1 protein-coding gene is annotated in these 7,241 nt (G+C 36.4%); it reads right to left on the bottom strand.

The window, feature by feature from the left end; genetic code table 11:
* A partial coding sequence (locus tag NT145_01905) for an AarF/UbiB family protein (protein ID MCX5781448.1) occupies positions 1–7,222 on the bottom strand: 7,222 nt, incomplete at its 3' end.
* Positions 7,223–7,241: the final 19 nt, after the last annotated feature.

Genomic DNA, 7,241 nt, shown 5'->3' on the forward strand with positions numbered 1-7,241 from the left:
AAAGTATATACCCGAGTTTATAAGCGTCGGAAGCTCTACGAGCGATATCGAACTCACTCCATTTTGACCATTCCCAGAATATTGTTTTTCCCCCTAAACCTTTTTTTGCAATAAATATTTCATAAGCATCCAATAACTTAAATGATAAAACAGTAAAATGTTCAGCGATTCCTTCAACAACAAAATCGTGTTCCTCAGAATATTGAGCTCCAATAGTCCCTAAAAATCCATATAGGAGCGCATGCCCCATTTCGTGCAAAGTTATTGCCAATATATTCCCAAACCCGCCGGAATCCAAATTAACTACTACATTAACTTGCTGAATTCTTCCAGATGTCATATCAAATGAGGAACGTGTCGTCCCGCGTATTTCTCCCTTTTTCAATGCATTTTCTTCTTCAAGAGTTATGCTGGCGGCTCCCTGTTTATATAAAATAGCGAATTCATCATTGTCTTCAGCAAACATTATTGAAGCAACTGTTTTTATTAGACTTATTTTTTCTTCAGATACATATCTTTCAAAGAAATCTTTGGCAAATTCCTTAAAGGTAAGATATTCTTCTATTTTGCTTATCCCCAAGTCAAACCCTTTTTGCATTAGTGGCCATATTTTTGCCTTATTGAACATTACATCATAGAATTTTCTTCTATCTTGTTTAGATAAAGAAATATCTGCTTTTCCTTTGAATATTTCTAAAATTTGATTTTTGTTAAAACCATTTTGAACAAGAGCTTCTTTCAAGTTTTTTACTGCCGTTGGATCATTTTGTAAGACTCTGAAATATTCAGCAAATAGTTTATTTTCTTCCGCCTTAATTAATTTAATATCAGGTGATGCCATATTTACATTCATCGGAAGAAATGTTTTCTTCAAATTTACTGGCAATCTGGAAGCATCCTCAATTTCTTTTTTCATTTTATCAAAATCTTTTTGAAATTCTGGATTTAATTTTAATTTTAAAGCGCCCACACTAAGAGTAGCTTTCGGGAATATTATCTGATAAATCTTATGTATTGACCAGTTTACTAAGGCGGTTATTGCCCAAATAAGAGGCATTAACCAGCTCACTCCAATTATTTGTGACAAATACCAAAACACAACACCGCTGGCGGCTCCCATTAATGATGCCCCTAGTATCCTTTCTTTTGTTACTTGATGCATAAATAGAAATACTATATGAGATATGACTAGAATTATTACCGCTAGTAATGGATTAGCAAAAATAGTAATACCCCATATCGCATTTATTACAATTCCTGCAGCAGAAACAGCAACCGTAGGGAGAATTGTAAAAGATAGTTCGTATTTCGGCGCAAAGTTTAGCTCACAGTCGCGTTTTTGAACGGAATATATATATTCGCCTTTTTCATTGTAGTTTTGCACAAAATCTAATCGGTACCAATTTTCAGGAAGGTTATTAAGTTCACCGTATTTTTGATAGGTACCAGGGGCGACAAGGTACGATGCCATATACGGAACTTCCGTCCAAGCACCCTCCTTTTGAAGCCGTTCAATAGTAAGCCTCACTATTCTTTCTGTTTCTTCTGTTTTCTTGCCAATAGATCTTGCACATTTTTGCATTATTCCGGTAATATTTGGGCCTCCCGCTAATTTGTCAAACAGGTTTAGTCCTTTTAGAACTTTAACAACCCGGAAATATAAATCTACCGCACTCCCTATGGAATAATTTTCATTATATTCAAGAAAATCAAAGATAATAAAATTCTCGTTTTCATCTAGCTTTCCTAATCCGGCATGATTATGATATTCCAAAGTATATTTGTATATCGCATTTCCCACTAATTCCCTGATTTTATTAACCTTTTCCCGATATTGCCCCATAATGAAATGGTCTGCAAATTTTCTTTTTTCGGACAAAGGAGCTTCAATTTCAGGAACTACTCCAAATTTTTCGTCTTTTTTAAGAGTGACTCCAGGAGAAAAACCATACCTTAAGAGTTCTTCTACTTTGGCTACGTCATATCCTGTTCCTGCAAGCCGCTGCATAAATTTTTCTATCTCAAAAAAATGCTGGCCCGTCAACTCCCAAGAATATTCCTGTTTAGGTTCCCTTGGTAGCGATTCCCCAAACTCATCTACAAAAAAAATCCTATTTGATATTGCTAGAAAGGGCAATTTTTTAATTCTTCTTTGTAAAGGCGTAAGCTCGTTGTCCGGTTTTTGTTTTAGGTCATAAAGATAAATGTTAAATTTTGAATGGAATTTGTAAACAAGTGGCGAGGCAACTAGAATTGTTATTACTATGTTTATTAAATTTGCGATAATAGGCAGTAATGTTGAAGGAATTAAAGCTAGAAGCGATGCAATACCGGCAAAAGGAAGGAAAATAAGGAATCCAAAACCGAGCCTGAAAAGGAAGTTTTTGCCGATATCTTTAGCGCGGACTTTCCATTCCAGTATCGTGTGCGCGACAGCAAAACCTAATACTGCCCATAATACTCCGATTAAAGGCAATCCCAGCATTATAATAGCAAGCCCGACAATCTGGAAAACAGCAGTTTCAATAGCCGGCGCCTTGAATTTAATGTAGTTTTCAACCTTCTTTTCATCCCATTTATATTTATCCCTGAAATATTCCCACCCAATGGCCATGAAAGGTTTTTTCACGATAGCTTGGGGCGGAATGGAGGGCCTAGCTTCAATCTTTCCAGGAAGTGTTCTTTTCTCTGTCCTACGTATCCAACCAAATAAAATATCCCTAGCCACCGCTTTTTTAAATTGAGATATTGATGCATATGGCCTAAATTCCTCGGGTATTTTTTTAAGTATCTCGCTAAGCATTTCATCTGTTTTTAAGTCCTCTGTAAGATATCCTGCCCGTTTGAAAAATATTGCCTCGTCAATAAAATCATCTGATGTTTTCAAGCCCAGCTTCAAACAGGCAAGGCCTTTGAGCAGTTTTGCATAGGTTTCTATATAGGTTTCCCCTTCTTTCGGCTTTAGATCATTCATCGCTCCGACATCGATAAGATATATTTTAATTGACCCATCATCTTCAATCACAATTCTGAAATTCCCGCCATGAGGATCCCCAAGGTAATACCCCTTTTCAAACAATTGAGTCATGAGAAAATCAAAAATAATTCCTTTAAGCTGTCTAAATTCCTCTGCGGTTAACTTACCACTTTTTATCAATTCTTCACCCCTTCCTAAATCATAACCCTTTACAAGCTCACTAATAAGTACCGACTCGTTTGAGCCCGGGTACATTTTGGGCACTACAAACAGGACACTTCTTGGGCTAGGTGTTTCTGCATTTATCGCATAGCTCTTCTGCTCGTTAATTTCGTCAAGTTGGCTTTCAAGTTTTTTGGTGTTCTCGATTTCTCTTTCAAAGTTTGCGTCTTCTGCAATACTGCCTGATGCACGGTTTTCAAAACCTTCAGGTATTTTTACGCCCCGCGATCTTAATTCGTTACATACCTTTTTAAACATTTCTAGGTCTTCGGCTAAATTTTGTGCCACATCGGGCCTTTTGATTTTGAGCGCTACTTTTTCACTGGTGTCAAGTATTGCTTCAAAGACTATTTTAATAGATGCCGAACCCAACAACCTTCCGATGCTAGGAAATCTCTTTTGCATTTCTAGGTTCTTTATCGTTTCAAAGGCAAATTGTTTGTTCAGCGGCTTAGCTTTGGAACCGAGCTCGGCAAATTTTTCACGCAATTTAGGAGGAATCTGAATGTCGCTTGAATATGCAATCATTTGGGCAATCTTTATTCCTATAATTCCTAAAGACTCCATTAGTTTAGAAATAATCTCATAATCGTCCCTTTCCTCGCCTTCACCTTCAAAAAGTGACGACAAGTTAAGCGCCAAAGACTGCACCAATTCAAGTTTTTTTCGCGGCGAACTATGTTTGATGACTGCGGAAAAGATCTTTTTTAGCAATTTTGGCGACATGGTTTTTCCGATATTTGTTTTTTTGACTATAAATTCTCTGAGTTCATTCATGAAATCTGCAAACAATTTCTCATCCGAAATAATACCTTTATCTCCCCAGAACATAAACTCTATCAGCTGATTGCGCGAACTTTCTCCGACATAGGCATACTGTTTTGATTCCCGCGAAATAGCAAACAAATCTCTAATACTTTCAAACGAAATTCCCATAAGTTCCTCGTATTCACGAATTTGAAGGGGCATCTCTTTTATGCCGATTATCCAGAGCATGAGGTCTTTTCGGTCGGCTACAGAAAGGTTTTCCAGCACTATTTTTACTTTTTGTTCCGTTAAAGAGTTTCCTAGCAGCTGCTCATCTTCAAGAATTCCCTTCTTTTCTGTATAGAGCAAGGCATCTATTTTCTCATACTGTCCATCAGTCTCTGCATTTATCAGAAAGTTCTTCAATATATCGTCCCTGAAATAGTTTTTATCAGGAAAGTATTTTATTAGCAATTCAAGTTTTTGGTCAAAGGTTAGTCCCTCCTTAAGTTTCAGTTCAAGGTCCATCGCTAAAAAGAGAAAATGATTGCTGAAATAGCCGTTAAAGAATTTCTTTGAGGATACGCGAATCTTTTCAATTCTATTCAGAAGCTCTGCTATTTGATTATCTATGGTTCCGCTCTCCAGTGCCTGGTTATACCTGCTTTTTAATAGATTTATCTCTTCAGTAAAAATTAATTCCAAATATTTGTCACGCGCCGGCTGGGAGTTTACAAAACGTTCGCATATATAAGCTATTTTTTCTTCAAATGTATCATCAGAGCTTAATATACTTTGTATCGACTTTTCTAATAACTGGGGCAAAACAGAATCAAGTTGCGCCAGCTTTTGCGGATGGTTATAGTCAAAAAACAGAATGTTTATTTTATCTATTCCGCTATTTTTCCTTTTCATGCTGAAATAGCCCACTTCTAGTTTTTTTAGAAATTTTGAATTCAGTTTAGAAACAATCCTAAGAATATTTTCCAGATTATAATTATTAATTATAGAACGAAGGACAGTTTTATCGTACCTGCGTTGAATAGCGTTTGGATAAAATGCTTCAAGAAGCGCAATATTAAGCATGCTGCTTATATTAGTAATTCGACCATAATCTAACAATATTGCGTATGCTCGCTGCGGAGGCACCTTAAATCTTTTTACCTGATCAATTTGAGCAACAATTTGCTTAACATTTTTGAGTTTTTTAATCGATGGAACAGTGTCATATATTTCTTGCCAGCTGCTTGTAATATGTTCCATTAGCTCGTTAATTATTTGCATTTCTGAAAGTGCATCCAATTGATCTTCCGAGATTTTGTATTTGGCCGTAAGCCATCCAATCAACAATTCATCTATTTTTCTTCCCTGTTGTTTCCCTTTTCTCATTTTATCAATAAATCGCTTTTTATTTATGTCACCGAGTATCAGCTTCGACCTTCCGGTACCCCAAATTCTTGAATCAATACCACGTTTTATAAAGATGCCTTTTGAAGTTGCCAATGTCAATTTTGGAGACAAATCAATACCTTTCTGAAGGAACATATATACAAATACCCAATAAATAAGCTTAAACCATTCGCCCATTTTCTTAACAGCCGATACGACCTTTAATTCCTTTTTTTGCCGCCCTGGCTCAGAGGGAAGTATTTTTTCAAAACTTAGTCTATCTTCCGCTCCAAGCCCCGTTTGTTTCTTTCCCGATTCCCTTCTGATTAGATAGGACAAAAGAAACATGTTTTCAAGCCCAAGCCTTTTATCTGTATTCAAAAGGGGAAGGATCTTCTCTAACAACACAACAAGAGATTTATCATTTTCAATAAGTATTTTAAGTTTCACTAAATCATATATAGGTTGATTAGGGTATTTAATATTAGTTTCACGTAAGAATGCTGCCAAAAGAATGAAATTTCTTAGAGGACCTGGCGGCAAAAACGTTTTTGCTTTTTCAATAATTTGTTCATACGGCATCGGAGATTCAAATATAAAATTGAATATATCTGACCTGAATAGCACTTCTCTGCTTTCGGCGTATGGGCTCGTCCTATCAAAATAGAAAGGCAGTTTGAAAATACTGTTGAACAGCGTTTCATACTTGTCGGTAACTTCCGGATCAGCTTTTTTCGTATCAAACAATTCAATATAAAGTCCCCGCATCTCTTCAGCTGACGGTCCGTATTTTCCACGTCTCTGCTCAGCAAAAGTTTTATAAAATTCTTGCAGTTGGTCATATTTGTCTTCTGAATTAGCAACACCCATTTCACCTAAGAATACCTTAATAGCTAAATCGCTGACCTGCGCGTACCAATCATCTTGGACATCTTTAAGACTCCTCAATTTGCCCAGAGTTATATCAACTGCGAGAGACTTCATCATTTCATCTCTCGATCCATAGGGTTCTTTGGCATGTTTCCTATACATATAGTCGCTGTTCAAAACCAAGCAAAGTACCTTCTTGTCTTCCTCAGATATACTGGAAATATCATTCTCAATCAAATAATATTCTCCCCCCATAGAAGCCAAACAGACCATTCTTTTTGTATCTTCTGAAACATCGTATGCGCCGTCCGGAACATTTTTTTCGAATATTTCATTGACGATGCCGGCATACATTTCATCCCGTCTCTCGCTAGAAAGCACATTTATATAGTCCCTAAGCTTTAAGCTAATTTCTTTTATATCTAAATTCTTTTTGCGCATATATTCAAAGGTTTTTTCAAGCATTTTTGCTGCTTCGCTCGTACTTTTTCGGACTTCCCAATAGGTAAGCATTTTGGAAATGTCTCTGACAGAAATATTGAGAAAATCATAATTATCATAATGCTCTTGTTCGATATTATTAAAAAAACTTTCGCTTATCTGTTCTAGGAATTTGTCATTTTGAGTTTCATCATGGAGTTTTTTGAAAAGCAATTTTATTCTTTCGTTGGAATATCCCGTTTCTTCAAAGTACCGGACAAGGAACCCTAGAACATCATCATTTATTTCTCTTCTTACACCAAACTCCTCACGATGCGGGCAATTGACTAGATATTCCCTGTCAAGAAACATCTTAATCTTTTCTTCACGGCTCAGACCTTTACCATAAAGCACCACTTTAGCTAAATTTCGCCAGTCACCATTGAGAGATTTTGAAAAATCCATAAACGCCTCATCGTGTATTTTTCCGATTATTGATAAGATATCAATATATGGCTGCCAGTCTTCTTGGGGTAAATAGGAAACTGCTCGCATTTTCTTGCGAATATATGATTCTGCCACAAACTCATATGGCACTTGTGAAAAGTTCCATCCT

The sequence above is a fragment of the Elusimicrobiota bacterium genome, assembly GCA_026388075.1.
Taxonomy (GTDB): Bacteria; Elusimicrobiota; Endomicrobiia; order Endomicrobiales; family JAPLKN01; genus JAPLKN01.